This is a genomic window from Thioalkalivibrio sp. AKL12, from assembly GCF_000377925.1.
In the GTDB taxonomy this organism is placed as follows: domain Bacteria; phylum Pseudomonadota; class Gammaproteobacteria; order Ectothiorhodospirales; family Ectothiorhodospiraceae; genus Thioalkalivibrio; species Thioalkalivibrio versutus.
On sequence record NZ_KB898891.1, the window covers coordinates 78,723 to 92,966 of the forward strand.

Genomic DNA, 14,244 nt, shown 5'->3' on the forward strand with positions numbered 1-14,244 from the left:
TGGCGATCGCCCCGCCCTGCCACCCGCACGCGCCCATGGATGGCCGCGCGGCGCGCACAACGACAAAAGGCACCTCCGGTTCATGCACAGTGATTGGTTCGCGAGGCTCACGATCCGCTAACTAACTCACAGGAAGAATGCCCCAACGTAGACTAAACTTTTCCGTTCGGGACCCAGGGCCAGGAAGGCCGGGGAGCCATTCATCCACCCGTCCGCGCGCGTACGGATCGGGGCTCTCCCTCACGGCGTCCCGACGGAGGATTGCCATGCAACACCGCATCGCCTTCCGGGAGGCCACCTGGCCTGCCGACGCCGAGGCCCTGTCCCAAGTTCGCTGCGAGGTCTTCGTCGAGGAACAGGGCGTGCCCGAACCACTGGAGTTCGACGGCCTGGACGCCGCCGCCCTGCACTGGCTGGCCACCGGGCCGGGGGAGGAACCGGTCGGCACCCTGCGCATGCTGCCCTCCGGCCAGATCGGCCGCATGGCCGTGCGCGAACCCTGGCGCGGGCACGGCATCGGCTCGCGCCTGCTGGACTGCGCCGTCCACGCCGCCGCCCGCCACGGCTGGCGCGAGGTCTGGCTGAACGCCCAGAGCACCCGCATCGGCTTCTACGCCCGCCACGACTTCTTCGTCATCAGCGACACCTTCGAAGACGCCGGCATCCCCCACCGCCGCATGCTCCACCGCATCCACTCCCCGATCGCACGACCCAGCCAACCCTGGAGCCGTCCCAACCACGGCCTGGCCGCGCATCCGCTATAGCTCATTCCGGGGCCACGCTCCCCGTGATGCGATTCGCTGCGCTCATCCGCATCCTACGAGGGTCCTTGTGGGCGCCGACTCGCCCGCGAATCGGCAACACCCCTCACCCCGCAACACCCACAAACGTAGGGTGCGTTGAGCCCTGCGAAACGCACCACTCACCACGGGGCATACCCCACCCACGATGCGATTCGCTACGCTCTTCGGCATCCTGCGAGGCATTCTGTGGGAGCGTGCCTGCACGCGAATCCCCGCCCCGAAACCAACGAATCCAGCCGGCCCCCGACGCCGCACGAAACCACCACCGAACCCGGAGATGCGAACACACCCGCACTCGCCTATGCTGAGAGGAGCACCCAGCACGCGAGCGACACGCCGATGACCACCCCCGAACGCGACCCGACCCTGATCGACGCCGAGGCCCTGCTGGCCGAACTCCTGGCCGCCACCCGCCGGCGCCTCTGGCTGCATGCCCGCGTCGCGCTGCTGGCCGAGATCGCGGGTGCCGACCTCGGCGCCGAGCTGGCCGGCATCGCGCGCCGCCATCGCCATACCGATATCCGCCTGCTGGTGGACGACGATCTCGCCTTGAAGGAACAACTCCCGAGCCTGGTCGAGAGCATCAAGCGTCTACCCAGCGCCGTCTCGGTGCGCCGGCTGGAGGCCGCGGAGGAAAGCCCGCTCACCGTCACCGCCATCGCCGACCACAGCGGCTGGATGCAGCTCACGCAGGCCGGCGGACGCCGCATCCTGCGCGGCGACGTCGAGGACCGGCCCGGCACCCAGCGCGCAGCCCAGGATTTCGAGGCCAACTGGAGTCTCAGCGATGAAGCCGTCGAGCTCCGCCGCCTCCTCGTCTGACATGCCCCGCATGGTGGATCGGCGCCGCTGGCTACGAGGCGCCCTCGCATTAACCGCCGGCACGCTCCTGCCCGGAGCCGCGCTCGCGCGTGAACCCCACGCCGAGGTCGCCGTTCTGCCGCTGCAAAACCGTCCGGCCCACAGCCTGCTGCCCGAGCTCCAGGCCCTGTTCGGCGACACCGCCACCCTGCGCGGCGACGGCTTCCGCCTGCTGGTGCGCGCCGACGCCCACACCCTCCAGCAGATCCGCGAGGTCGTCACCGAACTTGACGCCCCGACCCAGGACCTCATCCTCTCCGTGCGCCGCCACAGCGACGCCCCGCGAACCGAACGCGGCAGCGGTTTCGAGTTCGAGAGCGGCCCGGACGGCACCGAAGGGCGCATCACCACCCAGCGCCTGCGCACCACGCGCCGCGACGACCAGACCCAGCACCTGCGCCTGCGCGAAGGCACCGACGCCATCATCCTGGTCGGCGAGACCCGCACCGCCGGCTTCCGCATCATCCACGGCCGCGCCGGCGTCGGCGTCGAACCCCTGCTACAGGACACCGCCCGCGGCTTCCGCGTGCGCCCCCAGGTCCAGCCCGACGGCCGTGTGCGCGTGGCTATCTCCCAGCTCCACGAACGCCCCCTCGCGCGCGGCGCCGTGGACCGCGACGCCATCGACACCCAGCTCACCCTGGAGCCAGGCGCCTGGCACACCCTCGGCGGCGTCCACAGCGAGAGCGCCACCGAGCAGCGCGGCCTCGCCTCCCGCCGCACCACCCGCGACCGCGACACCCTCACCCTCGAAATCCGCGTCGATCCCGTTACGTGATGGCACGAACACGCTTACGCCTCAAAACGTGGTCGTTGTAAGTCGCAGCAGCCTGAAGCCCATCAAGGCCAGGCGCGATCTGCCAGGCTAACGGATTACCAATCCTTCGATTACAGCCCCAACGAACGGCCACACCTAGCGCTTTATCTGTATCAACGCCGTGACGTCTGGTCCCGCATCCGCGACGGACACGGGATTGCCCCTGGGCCTCCGACTCTTTAGCATCATTGCTGGAGAATGTCGGTCCGAGGACTGACTTGTTTGGTCTAGACGTCAAAAAGGGGAGAACATGCACTCGAAAACCTTCACTCGCTCGGTCATGACACTGGCACTGGGTTTTGGCCTCGCCGGCACGCTGGCACCCGCGAGCCTCCTGGCGGCACCGGTGGGCAACATGGCCACCTCGGCCGACAACCGGTGGTCTCTGAGTATCGGTGTGGAACGGTCTCGCAGGGAGATGTCCCAAAACGGGGATGCCGAGGTTGGAAGCGTCACTTCGACCAGTCCCAATGGTGATCGCTTGGATGAAGGTCCCATCTCTGATGGACCCATCAATGGTGGTGGAGGGGGCCAAACCTTCACCGAAGGCTTCAACGGGCTCAATGCCGACGAGGAACAAACCGATCTGTTTGCGCAGCTTAACTATTCAGTAACACCGCGGATCGAGCTCTACGGGCGAGTGGGTGCGACCCAGTCCCGACTCAGCAACTTCAGCTCCATCAACGGCTACTTTGAACAGTCTTTCTCCGAAGGCGATGGTTTCACCGGCCGAGACCGTGACGAATTTGGCCCAATCTCACAGGAGGCGGCCGGTTTTCAATCTGGATCCACCGACGTAGGCTGGCTTGCCGCAGTGGGCGGACGGTTCAACCTTCACGAGTGGAATGAGCGAGGCGTCGCGCTCAACCTGGATGTGATGTATCAGATCCGGGACGCTGGAGGTGGGTGGGATACCTACTCACCGATCTTCTGGGAAGGAAGTAACGAAGTGGTGTCCGTCGACGGACACAAGAGTTCGGAATGGCACGCCGCCCTGGTTCTCGAACGCGTGGTCGGCGACTTCCGCCCATATGGCGGGCTGAAATACGCGCGCGTGAAAAGCGAATACGATCTCGTGCGTTCGAGTGAAATCGAAGAATTGGACGGCTCAACTGGCACGCTGCGGCTGCAGAACCGACGCGAACTCGGTTTGCTGGGCGGCATGGAATACCAGATCAACCCCGCCATGAGCATTCTTGGTGAGATCCGCGCTGGTGACGAGACGGCATTGAATCTGGGTGTGCGGTACCGCTTCAACTAGGCGTTATTGTCGGCACGTTGTACGGCCGACGTAATCGGGGCGGTACCGGCAGCGGTACCGCCCCTTTTTTGTATACCGGTTGCAGGCAGCACACAGCCACCGCACGATGGAGTTGGTTACGCAGCGGTATTGCTCCAACGCCCGCAGGAACACAAGACGGATGAACAGGGATGAGTCGCATGGAAGACTATGAAAGTCTCTTCCAGCAAAGAGGGAATCGTTACCACCAGGCGATGAAGCTGGTACCGAATGCGCGGGACCGCGAATTCGCTCAAGTGGTCCGTCACTTGCGGCCGCGTCCCAACGATATGGTCGCCGATGTTCCCGCCGGAGGCGGCTATCTCGGTCGCTACCTGCCGGCAAGTACGACATATTGGGCACACGAACCGTGCGACACCTTTGGCCCGGCCCCTCACGTAGACCGGGACAAACCAGAACATGGGCCAGAACTCCTTCCACTCCCCTGGAAGGACCAGTCCATCGATGCCGTTGTCAGCCTTGCGGGTGTTCACCACCTGGAGTGCAAACAGGGCTTCTTTGACGAATGCCGGCGCGTCACACGCGAGGACGGAAGGTTCGTGCTCAGTGACGTAGACGAAGACTCTGCTGTTGCTCGTTTTCTCGATGACTTCGTCGGTGCCCACAACAGCACGGGACACGAAGGGCTTTACCTGTCTAACCTGACACTAGACGAGCTCGCTGCCTCCGGGTGGTCGGTACATCTGGACCAGCGCGTCTCGTGCCCCTGGGTCTTTGCGGACGCACAACAGCTCGCCTTCTTTTTCCGGACCCTGTTCGACCTGCAGGGCCTGGAAGACTCTCAAATTCTCGAGGCAGTAGAGGCATACCTGGGCATCAACTCCAGCGAGCAGCTTGAGGTGGCCTGGAGCTTGCGCACCCTGGTTGCCTTGCCAACACATCACCCACAATGATCAGGCAGCTTCCCAGGCTTCGCGTGATCGCGGTGTTTCAGGAACACGGCGCGACCATCCACGACTACCTTTTCAATTATTTGTGGCGGAATCACGCCATACGGTTGGACTGTCGGCGCATCGAAGATCTCGCGATATCCAGCGTCAGCGATGCCGACGTGATACTGAACGCCGCGTGCAACAGCTCATTTCAGCGCGAGCGCATGACCCGGCTGGAACGGGCAGCGAACGATCAAGGAAAGCCGTTTATTAACCGCCCTGCCGCGCTAGACAAATGCGAACGCATTCCGCTGTCCCGACTGCTGCTGGAGTCGGGTTTCAGGACCGCACGGGTTCGTTATGTGCGAAACGCCGCGGAGCTGATCGACGCACCCGACCTGGAGTTTCCCGTGATAGTACGCGACGAACTTGCACACCTGGGTTCGACCATGCAGTACGTCCGCGACCGTTCAGCCGCGCTCGACCTCTCGCCCAAGACGTTTGGCCGCAGAACCATCGCTGCCGAATTCCATGATTTTGTCGACCCGGATGGTTTCTACCGAAAGTACCGCTGCGTGCTGGTAGGTAATAAGGCCATACCCCGACACGTCATTTCCTCCCCTCACTGGAACATCCACGCGGACTCGCGTGACATGGCCCGTGAGAAGCAACATCGCGAGGAGAACAACACCTTCCTTGACCAGGAACCGGAGGAGGCAGCGGAGCTGCTCCAGGCCAAGGCACGGACGGGCCTGGATTATGCGATCGTTGACTATGCCCGCGAAGCAGACGGACGACCGTTCATCTTTGAACTCAATCCGTGCTATTCGATCATGGATGCCCAAACCTTCAAGCGCCCGTGGTCGCCCGCACTCACTGCGGTTCATCAGTACGCGGATGCTTTCGCGGACATGCTGTACACATCCACCGGTCAGACCCTGCCCTCGCGCTCATTCACCACCGAGCCGCTGGTACTCTGACCGACAATCGGTAACAAATGCCACCATGCCCGCCAACCCCAAAACCCCGCGCCTCGGCGACCTCCTGATCTGCGACGACGTACGCCTCGAAGCGGACGGCCGATACTCGTTAATGGGAGTCTATCCCGGCTCCGTGGTCACAGTGCACCAACTGCCCACGATCATTAGCCAACTCGCCTTTTGTTTTCGCTTCTCTGGGGTAACACCAACCACCAAGGCGGATTTCGTCTTCCGCTCACCCGACGGACACGAGGCGCGGCCCATCTCGGCAAACCCGCTTCAGGCCCCACCTGAAACCGAGGAAGCCATTTACATTGTGCATGCAGCCCCGCTACAGGTAAGCCAGCCCGGGGAACACCGCATTTTCATCAAGGCCAGCACGCATATCCTCGAAACCTCCTTCCGTATCGCGCAGCCGAAATAGACTGGGTTTCCACCGGGGCTCACCTCGGACCAGTAGTCTTGCGGTACGTGCAGATACCCGCAGGAGGTAAGAGCACGCCTGTGGGGCGATGGGCGGCGACGCAAATCCAGCCCCGTCCACCACGAAGACGAGTCAGGCCTGCGACATCCCGTCGGGCCGAACCGCCACACCGACGGGGTCTAACATCGGGTTTAGCAGACCCTCAGCGAGACCCGATACCGCACCGGCAGGTTCAAACGTCACCTTTCACCGCACCCTCAAGACCCGCGTCGACCCTGCTCGCGAGGTCCCCCTGATGCGATTGGCTTTGCTCATCGCCATCCTGTGGACGAGCACCTCCCGAGGGACCGTTGAGCCCCGCGAAACGCACTGGCAACGGCGCGGGGGGCCCTTCGGCCCAACCCGCCATCTTCGAACGCCGCACACCCGATGGTCATCCCGGAAACCGCCAAGCGGTTATCCGGGATCTCGCCTGTCCGCCCTGACACGAACTCCTGGCACGCCCCCACACCGGGGTTATACAGTTGTTTAAACAATGTCCATACATCATGCGGATATCGCTACGGCCGAGACACGACTGAAAATCAAGCGCTGGGGCAACAACCTGGGTGTTCGCCTTCCCGCGCCCATCGCACGCGCCGCACACCTGGAGGCCGACCAATCCGTCATCGTATCGGTCGAGGGCAACCAGATCGTGATCCGCCCGGAAACCGCTCCATCCATGAACCTGGAGGAGCGGCTGGAAGGATTCGCCCCGGATGTACACGGCGGCGAGGCCATGTGCACGGACGCGATCGGAAATGAACGATGATGAAACGCGCAACACCCAGGGATTGGGTACCCAAGCGCCGGGACGTGATCTGGATAGACTGCAATCCCCAGGCGCGGCGGGAGATGCAAGATGTTCACCCCTTCCTTGTTCTATCGCCCGCTAGCTTCAAGCGCCGTACCTCCCTGGTTCGGGGCTCCCCATGACCACCGCCGACTATAACGCCACCAACCCTTTCGCCGTGGTGGCGGGTACCACGCCGGACGCACGAACAAGCTACATCCTCTGTCACCAGGTAAAGTCCTTCGACTGGCGGCAACGCAACGCAAGCCCCCACCCGGCCGGTCAGGTGCCGATGCCGGCCTACCCGGAAGCCTGCGCCGTCCTCAACCAAATCCTCGAACTCTGCCCCGACCCGGCCTGACGCACGCTCGCCACGCGTGCCGACCGGCTCTACCTGCGGATTGCGCAGACCCTCTACGAGCCCCGATACCGTAGATCCCGGCTCTGCGTTGCGCTCCGGCCGGGATGACAAGGATCACCGAAGCCAGCCCAGTCCGTCTCGTAGGGTGCGTTGAGCCCCGCGAAACGCACCAACAACGGCGGGAGTCACCCCATCTACCAGACCTGCCATATGGCACGCCGCCACACCCAATCGTCATCCCGGAAACCGCAACGCGGTTATCCGCGATCCCCCCGCTCGCCATAACCCAGCCCTCCGGCAACAATGACCAGACGGATCCCGGCTCTCCGCTGCGCTCCGGCCGGGATGACAAGGGAGAGCAGGCCCCCGGCGCAGTGATACCAAGCGAGTCTGTCTCACCTGACAGGCTGCATCGTGGCCCGCAGAACGGGCCGCTCACTACGTGCTGGTCCGGCGTCGCGTGGTGCAATGCGTTCCGCTCAGCCTAGTCTCCCAATACGCAGGTGATGCCCCGACTCGAACCACCAGCCGCAAACGCAAAAAGGCCCCAACGGGGCCCGGTCACGCATAAAAAACGGGGCCCCTGGGGGCCCCGCAAAACAAGCTACAAACTTGTTGTTATACCGCTTGGTAGCAGTGGTTGTCCTTAGAAGGACACCCGCATACCGCCGCCAACACCGGTGAAGGACAGGCTACCGGTATCAGCGATCACATCGCTGTCACTGTCGAGCGTAGAGTTATCGGTGCTGTTGTAGCTAACGCCCGCAAACGCCATCACGCGGTTGCTGAAGTTGTGCTTCACAGCGACAGCAGCGTAGTCGACGTTATTATCATCCTTCAGACGGGCGTGCCCCAGGTTCAGCACGAAATCGTTCCGGCCCATGGTGTAGGTGCCGGAGAGGAAGTAGGTGTTGCCATCGGCTGCGGTGTCGCCAGCAGCATCTTCCCATTTGAAGTCGGTCACTTCACCGACCAGGCGGAACGGGCCCGACCGCCAGTCAGCACCGATCTTGGAAGCGCGGAAATCCTGGCCACCGATGGGGTGATCGACGTAGTCGTCAGCGTGGTTGTGAGCGACGTACAAGTCGACCGGACCCAGATCGAAGTTCAGGCGACCAGCGAACGCGGTGTTGCTGTCGTCACCATTATCGACAAAAGCCGCGACGTTCAGGCTGACCATGCCAAAGCTGTTGCTGTACGCAAGGCCGTTGTCGAGGTAGGAGCCTTCACCGAGACCACCCAGACCACCACCACCCGGGGGCAAACGGCCACCTTGGGTACGGGCCTGCATGAACGTTGCGTTCAGCGGGTCCTTACCGGCGGTGACGTACGGGGAGGCCATACGACCGGCGAGGACGCGACCGAAGTTGCCGTCCAGGCCAACGTAGACGTCACGCGCGCTGGAGTCGAAGCCGTCACCGGTCGTGACGTTCTGTTCGATCTTGGCCAGTGCCGTCAGGCCGTTGCCCAGGTCGTGGTTGATCATGACGCCGATACGGTTCGGATTGGCACCGTCGCCAAAGTTGCCAGCAGCGCCGCCGTCGTGAACACGGAAGCCGTCGTTGAAGAAACCACTGTCACCGGAGGCGCTGTGGTGGACGACCTGCGTCTGCAGCTGACCGAACAGGGTGACGTTGGTGTCGGCGGCGGCGAAGGCCGGGACTGCGAAGGCGCCGGCAACGGCGACGGCAAGAATCTGTTTTTTCATGGTGCGTATCTCCCAGGAGAGGTGTGTTGTTCGTTTCTTACGCCGCATCCACGGTCGATGCCGCGAATGACAGGTGTTTTATATACACCACGGTGTCTCTTTTCAACCCCTGGGAGGGAAAAAGTTGCCACAGTTGGGCGCTGAACGTGACGCAGGGTGGATTTCGGAAGATCAAACACTTGCGGGAACAGGCTACAGAAAGATGCGAGATATCCAGCAACTTGCTGAATCGAGGGGATCATTAGGATCGACTTACCTGCCTGGAGGCGAGGGAACGGGTGGCTTGATCAGGTTTTTCTTATTTTTTTCGGGATTTGCTTCGCACGGGGGATTTGCAACGCTCGCAAGGCAGGTCAATGCGATGCAACGGCCGTTGTTTTTTTGCAACGAGGTCATTTTCGGGTGACGACGAGGAGGGTGTGTTGTGGAAACGCGACATATCCTTGGGCTGTTGAAGTGTGGCCGGGAGGCGACACGTTTGCGCTGATCAGGCTTTGGCAGGGGCTTCGCGGCCGAGGCCGCTCCTACAGGGGCATGGTGGGCGGTTGAAGCGCGGGGGTTCATCCGGAGATCCCGGCCCTTCGCTTCGCTGCGGCCGGGATGACGGTGTGCAGGACTCGTCTCGGGCTCTCTTCGAACAAGACCTCGGCCACCCGCCGCCGTCATCCCGGAAACCGCGCAGCGGTTATCCGGGATCTCGCAGGTTCAGGGAACCCCAATCCCTTGAGGTCCCGGCCCTGCGGCCCTGCACTGCGCTCCGGCCGATGACGGGTGGGGTGGACGTGTGGGCGGTATGCCGGGGGTTCGACGAACGGTCGGGGTGACCGGGCGAGGCGGATGGGCGGCGTCGCGGGGACATGGCAGAGTGCCAGGGATCGATGAGGAGGGGTTCCCGAGGCCATGATGCGGTTCGCTGCGCTCAGCGCATCCTACGGGATACCACGGCCCCGCCATGCACAGGGTCCAGCGAGCGCTGCCGCACCCGACCCCGGCTCGGACTGCGGTTTAAAGCACTCGTAGGATGTGATGAGCGAAGCGAATCGCATCACCCCGGGCCGAACAACCTGGGTCGCCTTAATCGAGCCCGAAGGCGCGCAGGGCGAGGCGGCGCTTGAGGGGGGTGGCCTGGTCGACCAGGCGAATGCCGAGACCGCGCAGTTCGGGGAGGCCCGCGGCGTGGGTGCCGAAGACGAGGCGGAAGCCGTCCATGGCGCGCTGCATGAAGGCGTTCTCGCTGCGCCGGTCGCGGGTGTAGGCGCGCAGGACGGCCTCGGCACCCGGGTCGCGGCGGGCGGGGCCGTGCAGACACTCGACCAGGGCGCGGGCGTCGGCCAGCCCGAGGTTCAGGCCCTGCCCGGCCAGCGGGTGGATGGTGTGGGCGGCATCCCCGGCCAGGGCCACGCGGCCGGCGTGGTAATCGCGGGCGTGGCGGGCTACCAACGGGAAGCTGGCGCGCTTGGAGGTGGCGGTGATCGCGCCCAGGCGGTGGTCGATCACCGCCTCCAGCGCCTGGCAGAAGCCGGCGTCGTCCAGCGCCAGCGTGTCGTCGGCCTGGTGTTCGGGCTGGGACCAGACGATGGAGCTGCGTCCGTCCGCGAGCGGCAGGAAGGCGATGATCTGGTCGTCGACGAAGCGCTGCCAGGCGGTGTCCTCGTGCGGGCGCTCGGTGGTCACGGTCGCGACCACACCACGGGCGTGATAGTCCTGCTCGCGCACCGGGATACCCATGCGGGTGCGAAGGGGCGATTGCGCGCCATCGGCCGCGACCACCAGACGGGCGGAGGCCAGCAGCGCATGTTGCGGGCCATAGACATCCACCCGATCCGGGCGGGTGTCGAGGCTTTTCCATTCCGTTTCCGGCCACAAGGCCACGCCGGCGGCCTCCAGCTCGGTCCACAGTACGGCCTCCAGGGCGGCGTGCTCCACGGTCCAGCCCAGCGCCGGTACGCCCAGCTCGTCGGCGTCGAAGCGGATATGCCCGGGGCCGTGGGCATCCCACACGGCCATGCCGGAGAAGGCATGGGCGCGGCGCGCCTCGAGGGCGTCCTGCACCCCCAGACGGGCCAGGAACTCCATGGAGGCGATGTTGAGCGTGGCGACGCGCGTCACCGGGGTCGCGTCGCTGAAGGTGGGCGCGACAGCGCGCTCCAGCAGCCCGACGCGCAGGCCCTGGCGGGCCGCGCCCAGCGCGATGGCGCCACCAACCGCACCGGCGCCCACCACCAGCAGATCCAGCACGTCGCGGGAACCGGACGCGCTCATGCCCCGCCCCCTGTGTCCGGCCGGGCGAGATGGCGCGCAGTATGGCGCGGCAGCGGGCCAAGGCCCATCGCCGCCTGTGCCAGGCGATCGCGCGCCGGGCGCAGGCGGTCGACGGCCATCATCCCGCTGCCCAGCGCGTGCCCGCGCAGGCCCGCCGCGTGCAGCATGCCGCGGGCAAGGAAGTCGGTCGCCGCCACCACGCCGTTCACGTCGGCACGCCGGGCCCGGGCATAGGCGGCAAGTGTTGCGGGTGCGCCGGGGTCGGCGACAAAGCCTGGCGCCCCACCCTGCCCGCGCCCCTCGCGCAACGCCCCCAGCAGGGTCGCCACGTCGCGCAGGGCAAGATTCAACCCCTGCCCCGCCACCGGGTGCACCGCGTGCGCGGCATTGCCCAGCAGCAGCGCGCGGTCCGCGACCGGCTCCGGGGCATGCACCCGCTCCAGCGGGAAGCGCACCACGCGGCCCGCCGGGCGCAGCCGCCCCAGGGTCCAGCCGAAGCGGGCCTGCAGCTCGCGCAGGCGTTCGGCCTCGCCCAGTTCCAGGCGGCGCTCGCAGGTCTCCGGCGGGGCTACCCAGACCACGTTCATCCGCCCTTCCGCCTGCGGCAGTAGCGCCAGCGGGCCCTCGTCGGTGAAGCGTTCGAAGGCCTGGCCGTTGTGCGACCGCGCGGGCAGGACATCGAAGACCAGGGCATCCGCCGCGTAACGCAGGCGGTTCACCGGCAGGCCCAGGGCCTTTCGGGTCGGCGACTGGATGCCGTCGGCGGCCAGGATCAGGCGCGCGGCCCAGGTGCTCTCGCCGTCGGCGCCGCGGATGCGCAGTGCGCGCTGGTCGTCCGTCACCTCGCCCACGCCGGCCAGCGTCGAGTGGTGGCGCACGTCCACGCCGGCATCACGGCAGGCCGCGTCCAGCATCGGCTCCAGCGCGACGGCCGGCACCACCTGGCCGAGGGCGTGGCGGCCGTGATCGGCCGCGTTCAGGTGGACGCGCCCCAGGCCACCGCGGCGGCTGACGACAATGGAACGGATCGCGGTCGCCCGTTCGGCCAGCGGCGCCCAGTAGCCCAGATCGTCCAGGAACTGCACGGAGCCGGCCGCTAGGGCATAGCCGCGGGTGTCATTCGGGTGGGCGTCCGGCGCCGGCGGTGCGCCGCGCTCGAACAGCGTGACCGCGTAGCCCGCCCGCGCCAGGGTGCAGGCGGCGAGGCCACCTACCGGCCCGCCACCGACGATGGCGATATCGGATCGTTGTTCGGTCATGTCAGCCAATTACCCCGTCGTTGCGAGGCCCCGCAGGGGCCGTGGCAACCTCTGGATGCCTGCACATTGGCGGGATCGAGTGGCAACGGAAGGCGATCGCCACGGCGCTGCGCGCCTCGCGATGACGGGAGTGGTGGGTTCCCGTCCATTTGTAGCCGTAACCATGCCGGCCGAAAAACACGCAGGGTCCTGATGGACCGTTGGCAAAATACCGCTGCGTAGGATGCGGATGAGCGCAGCGAATCGCATCACGGGGCGCGTGGCTCCGTGGTGAGCGGTGCGTTTCGCAGAGCTCAACGCACCCTACGGTTATGGACACACCCAGGGGCGGGGTCCGCTCCCTATTCGCGGGCAGGCCCGCTCCCACAAGGGCTGTCGGGAGCGGCGCGGGCTGCGCGGTTGTGCGGGATGTGGTCCGCCAGGCGGGCATGGTCAGTTCCAGCCCGGGAGGTCGCCGGCCATGCAGGCCTCGATGTCGGCGACAGTCTTGGGACAGTGCGCGGTCAGGACCTCGTGACCGTCGCGGGTAACGGCCACGTCGTCCTCGATGCGTACGCCGATACCGCGCAGTTCCTTCGGTGCCTCGCTGTAGGGCCCGAAGTAGAGCCCGGGCTCCACGGTCATCACCATGCCGGGCTCGAGCTGGCGCCAGGCGTCGCCGACGCGATAGTCGCCGACGTCGTGCACGTCCAGCCCCAGCCAGTGGCCGGTGCGGTGCATGTAGAACGGACGGTAGGCCTGGTCGCGGATCAGCTTGTCCAGGCGGCCCTTGAGCACGCCCAGCTCCTTGAGCCCGCGGGTCAGCTCGCGCACGGCGGTTACATGCGGGGTGTCCCAGTCGTTGCCGGGGCGGACCTGCTCGATCGCGGCGAGCTGGGCGGCCAGCACGCACTCGTAGACCTCGCGCTGGCGCTCGCCGAAGCGCCCGGAGACCGGGAAGGTACGGGTGATATCCGAGGCGTAGCCCTGCACCTCGCAGCCGGCGTCGATCAGGAGCAGGTCGCCGTCGTTCAGCGCGGCGCGGTTCTCGATGTAGTGCAGGATGCAGCCGTTCTCGCCGCCGCCGACGATGGAAGGGTACGCCGTCTCGGTGCCGTAGCGGTGGAACTCGTGCAGCAGCTCCGCCTCCACCGCGAACTCGGTCAGGCCCGGCCGGCAGGCCTGCATCGCGCGCACATGCGCCTGGGTGGAGATGGCCGCGGCGTGGCGCATCAGCTTCAGCTCCGGCGCCTTCTTGAACAGCCGCTGCTCATGCAGGTGGTGCTCCACCGCAACGAACTCGTGCGGCGCGCGCACGCCGTTGCGGGCCTTGGCCCGGACCTGGTTGACCCAGCCGAACAGGCGCTGGTCCAGGGGCTCGTCGCGTCCGAACGGCGCGGCCAGCACTGCGCGGTTCTCCATCAGCCCCGGCAGGATCTCGTCGATATCCTCGATCGGGAAGGCGCACTCGGCCCCGTACGTCTCCATCGCACCGTCCGGTCCCGCGCGCCGCCCTTGCCAGGTCTCCTGGGTGGGGTCGCGGTCGCGGCAGAACAGGATGTACTCGCCGGCCGGGCGGCCCGGCACCAGCACCGCCACCGCATCCGCCTCGGGGAAGCCGGTCAGGTAGAGGAAGTCGCTGTCCTGACGGAAGGGATATTCCACGTCCCGGTTGCGCGTACGCTCGTGGGCGGCGGGGACGACGATGATCGAGTCCGGGCCGATCGCCCGCATCAGCCGCTGGCGGCGCCGGGCAAACTCGCCCTGGGGGATCTCGGGCATCCGG

14 protein-coding genes are annotated in these 14,244 nt (G+C 65.9%); 10 read left to right on the forward strand and 4 right to left on the reverse strand.

Annotated elements, in window-relative coordinates:
* Positions 1-266: 266 nt before the first annotated feature.
* The 10 genes from D579_RS0102870 to D579_RS0102910 all read left to right on the forward strand — a co-directional run bounded on the left by D579_RS0102870 (position 267) and on the right by D579_RS0102910 (position 7,250).
* Positions 267-764, forward strand: a complete 498-nt coding sequence (locus tag D579_RS0102870) for a GNAT family N-acetyltransferase (RefSeq protein WP_018951055.1) — start codon at positions 267-269, stop codon at positions 762-764.
* A 378-nt stretch (positions 765-1,142) separates the two neighbouring features.
* On the forward strand, positions 1,143-1,625 hold the full coding sequence (locus tag D579_RS0102875) for a hypothetical protein (RefSeq protein ID WP_018144443.1): 483 nt from the start codon (positions 1,143-1,145) through the stop codon (positions 1,623-1,625).
* The gene (locus tag D579_RS0102880) at positions 1,591-2,442 is read left to right on the forward strand and encodes a hypothetical protein (RefSeq protein WP_018951056.1); all 852 of its coding nucleotides are present in this window, start codon (positions 1,591-1,593) and stop codon (positions 2,440-2,442) included. The genes D579_RS0102875 and D579_RS0102880 overlap by 35 nt, the downstream gene beginning before the upstream one ends.
* Before the next feature lie 289 nt (positions 2,443-2,731).
* Positions 2,732-3,742, forward strand: a complete 1,011-nt coding sequence (locus tag D579_RS0102885) for a hypothetical protein (RefSeq protein ID WP_026289424.1) — start codon at positions 2,732-2,734, stop codon at positions 3,740-3,742.
* 179 nt (positions 3,743-3,921) lie between these two features.
* Entirely contained in the window at positions 3,922-4,674 is a 753-nt protein-coding gene (locus D579_RS0102890; RefSeq protein WP_231367882.1) for a class I SAM-dependent methyltransferase, read from the forward strand.
* 23 nt (positions 4,675-4,697) lie between these two features.
* A complete protein-coding gene (locus tag D579_RS0102895; protein WP_018951058.1) occupies positions 4,698-5,633 on the forward strand; it encodes a RimK family alpha-L-glutamate ligase in 936 nt (311 codons plus the stop codon).
* Between the two features lie 25 nt (positions 5,634-5,658).
* Complete coding sequence (locus D579_RS0102900; RefSeq protein WP_018951059.1) at positions 5,659-6,057, forward strand: hypothetical protein; 399 nt, start codon at positions 5,659-5,661, stop codon at positions 6,055-6,057.
* 535 nt (positions 6,058-6,592) lie between these two features.
* Positions 6,593-6,868 carry an AbrB/MazE/SpoVT family DNA-binding domain-containing protein gene (locus D579_RS0102905; RefSeq protein ID WP_018951060.1) on the forward strand — a complete coding sequence of 92 codons (276 nt, stop codon included), beginning with the start codon at positions 6,593-6,595 and terminating at the stop codon, positions 6,866-6,868.
* 83 nt (positions 6,869-6,951) lie between these two features.
* Entirely contained in the window at positions 6,952-7,032 is an 81-nt protein-coding gene (locus D579_RS15280; protein WP_231367869.1) for a hypothetical protein, read from the forward strand.
* Positions 7,029-7,250: a hypothetical protein gene (locus tag D579_RS0102910; protein WP_018951061.1), complete on the forward strand. Its 222-nt coding sequence runs from the start codon at positions 7,029-7,031 to the stop codon at positions 7,248-7,250. Before D579_RS15280 ends, D579_RS0102910 begins: the two co-directional genes overlap by 4 nt.
* A 646-nt stretch (positions 7,251-7,896) precedes the next feature.
* On the opposite strand, the gene D579_RS0102915 is transcribed toward D579_RS0102910, so the two are convergent.
* The 4 genes from D579_RS0102915 to pepP all read right to left on the reverse strand — a co-directional run bounded on the left by D579_RS0102915 (position 7,897) and on the right by pepP (position 14,240).
* Positions 7,897-8,958 carry a porin gene (locus tag D579_RS0102915; RefSeq protein ID WP_018951062.1) on the reverse strand — a complete coding sequence of 354 codons (1,062 nt, stop codon included), beginning with the start codon at positions 8,956-8,958 and terminating at the stop codon, positions 7,897-7,899.
* A 1,074-nt stretch (positions 8,959-10,032) separates the two neighbouring features.
* Positions 10,033-11,220 (reverse strand): FAD-dependent monooxygenase, encoded by a 1,188-nt coding sequence (locus tag D579_RS0102920; RefSeq protein ID WP_018951063.1) that lies wholly within the window; start codon positions 11,218-11,220, stop codon positions 10,033-10,035.
* Positions 11,217-12,479, reverse strand: a complete 1,263-nt coding sequence (locus D579_RS0102925; RefSeq protein ID WP_018951064.1) for an FAD-dependent monooxygenase — start codon at positions 12,477-12,479, stop codon at positions 11,217-11,219. Before D579_RS0102925 ends, D579_RS0102920 begins: the two co-directional genes overlap by 4 nt.
* Before the next feature lie 432 nt (positions 12,480-12,911).
* A complete protein-coding gene (gene pepP / locus D579_RS0102930; protein WP_018951065.1) occupies positions 12,912-14,240 on the reverse strand; it encodes a Xaa-Pro aminopeptidase in 1,329 nt (442 codons plus the stop codon).
* Between the last annotated feature and the right edge of the window lie 4 nt (positions 14,241-14,244).

Excerpts from the sequence above, each read along its gene's own strand:
- D579_RS0102870 (WP_018951055.1), top strand. The coding sequence starts at position 267 with ATGCAACACCGCATCGCCTTCCGGGAGGCCACCTGGCCTGCCGACGCC.
- D579_RS0102875 (WP_018144443.1), top strand. The coding sequence starts at position 1,143 with ATGACCACCCCCGAACGCGACCCGACCCTGATCGACGCCGAGGCCCTG.
- D579_RS0102880 (WP_018951056.1), top strand. The coding sequence starts at position 1,591 with ATGAAGCCGTCGAGCTCCGCCGCCTCCTCGTCTGACATGCCCCGCATG.
- D579_RS0102885 (WP_026289424.1), top strand. The coding sequence starts at position 2,732 with ATGCACTCGAAAACCTTCACTCGCTCGGTCATGACACTGGCACTGGGT.
- D579_RS0102890 (WP_231367882.1), top strand. The coding sequence starts at position 3,922 with ATGGAAGACTATGAAAGTCTCTTCCAGCAAAGAGGGAATCGTTACCAC.
- D579_RS0102900 (WP_018951059.1), top strand. The coding sequence starts at position 5,659 with ATGCCCGCCAACCCCAAAACCCCGCGCCTCGGCGACCTCCTGATCTGC.
- D579_RS0102905 (WP_018951060.1), top strand. The coding sequence starts at position 6,593 with ATGTCCATACATCATGCGGATATCGCTACGGCCGAGACACGACTGAAA.
- D579_RS15280 (WP_231367869.1), top strand. The coding sequence starts at position 6,952 with ATGCAAGATGTTCACCCCTTCCTTGTTCTATCGCCCGCTAGCTTCAAG.
- D579_RS0102910 (WP_018951061.1), top strand. The coding sequence starts at position 7,029 with ATGACCACCGCCGACTATAACGCCACCAACCCTTTCGCCGTGGTGGCG.
- D579_RS0102915 (WP_018951062.1), bottom strand. The coding sequence starts at position 8,958 with ATGAAAAAACAGATTCTTGCCGTCGCCGTTGCCGGCGCCTTCGCAGTC.
- D579_RS0102920 (WP_018951063.1), bottom strand. The coding sequence starts at position 11,220 with ATGAGCGCGTCCGGTTCCCGCGACGTGCTGGATCTGCTGGTGGTGGGC.
- D579_RS0102925 (WP_018951064.1), bottom strand. The coding sequence starts at position 12,479 with ATGACCGAACAACGATCCGATATCGCCATCGTCGGTGGCGGGCCGGTA.
- pepP (WP_018951065.1), bottom strand. The coding sequence starts at position 14,240 with ATGCCCGAGATCCCCCAGGGCGAGTTTGCCCGGCGCCGCCAGCGGCTG.